Raw genomic sequence first — 1,401 nt, forward strand, 5'->3', positions numbered from 1 at the left:
CTCCCAGAGTATCGCGAGCAGTGCCTTGTTCGAGAGCAGCATCTTCCAGGCCGGTTCGATCCAGAGTGTGCTGCCGCTCCCGCCGCCGTTGTCGAGGGTGTCCAGCACCTGGGAGGCGAAGCGGTCCTCGACCATCCACTCCCACGGGTAGAGCTTGAAGCACGAGCGGATGAAGCGGAGTCGCTGGTCGACGAAGCGGCCGGACAGGCGGTCCCAGCCGATCTCCTCCATGGCGATCGACACCGTTTCGAGGCCGGCCTGTTCGGCGGTCTCCTGGAGGTAGGCGACCGTCATCAGGTCCTCGCCCATCTCGTCGTCCCAGGAGTGCGCGAAGTGGACGGGGGCGCCGGGCGGGAGCAGTGCGGCCTGGGCGCGCCAGGCGTCCACCAGCCGCTCGTGGAGGGAGTTCCACTGGTCGGCTCCGGGGAAGCGCTCCTCCATCCAGAACCACTGCGGTGAGGCGGCTTCGACCAGGGAGGTGGGGGTGTCGGCGTTGTACTCCAGGAGCTTGGGCGCCCCCCGGCCGTCGTAGTGGAGGTCGAAGCGGCCGTAGAGCGAGGGCAGTTCGGCGCGGCGGCGCCACGACTCGGTGACACGGGCGACCACACGGCCGTCGGTGATTCCGAGGTCGGCGAAGCGGTCCTCGGTGACGATGTGCTCGGCGGCGGCGAGCGACATCGTGTGCAGTTCCTCCACCACCTCCTCCAGGGCCTCGACTTCGGCCAGGGTGAAGGAGTAGTAGGCGCTCTCGTCCCAGTACGGGCGCAGGGAGCCGTCCGGGTAGCGGGTGAGCGGGTAGACGCAGCCCTGCTTCTCCACCGTCTGCTGCCAGCCCGGGCGCGGTGTTGTGACGTGGCGTCGCATCAGGCCGTCTCAGCCGCCTCGTGTTCCGGAGCCGGAGCCGGAGCAGCCGAAGCCGCCCCGGTCCACGGCCCGGCTGCGGACGAACGAACCGTCGTTGACGTAGCCGCCGCTGCTCTTCCCGCCGTAGTACCACTGGCCGTCGGTGCCGCCGGAGCCGTAGCCGCCGGTGCTCCGCTGGCCGCCGGAGCCGCCGGCTCCGGAGCCGCCGGAGGTTCCGGAGCACGCGCGGTCGCCGACCTCCCGGTAGCCCCGGACGTAGTCGTAGCTGCCGCGGTCCACGCAGCGTTTGTCCGGTTCGGACGAACAGGACGTCAACGCCGCGGCGAGCACTCCCATGCCGCCGAGCACAACCGTGCTCGAACGGATTCTGCGCAGAGCCATGACCGGGCCTCCCCCAAGCAGCCACGTGGTGTACGAGGAGAGGATAGGGCAAGCGCGGGGTGTCGTCCGCCAGCCGGTGTGCGTTGGTCCGGCGGCGTTAACTCCCTGGCCTGGGCGCGGGTTTCAGGTCTCCTGGGCGGCGGGTGTCCGCGGGGT

2 protein-coding genes are annotated in these 1,401 nt (G+C 70.2%); both read right to left on the reverse strand.

The genetic code is table 11. The annotated features are described in order from the left end of the window. A partial coding sequence (locus tag GL263_RS26505; protein ID WP_182858273.1) for a glutathionylspermidine synthase family protein occupies positions 1–864 on the reverse strand: 864 nt, incomplete at its 3' end. A 9-nt stretch (positions 865–873) separates the two neighbouring features. Further along, positions 874–1,245, reverse strand: coding sequence for a hypothetical protein (locus GL263_RS26510; protein ID WP_182858274.1), 372 nt, complete (start codon positions 1,243–1,245; stop codon positions 874–876). Between the last annotated feature and the right edge of the window lie 156 nt (positions 1,246–1,401).

The organism is Streptomyces durbertensis (assembly GCF_014156695.1).
Lineage (GTDB): Bacteria > Actinomycetota > Actinomycetes > Streptomycetales > Streptomycetaceae > Streptomyces > Streptomyces durbertensis.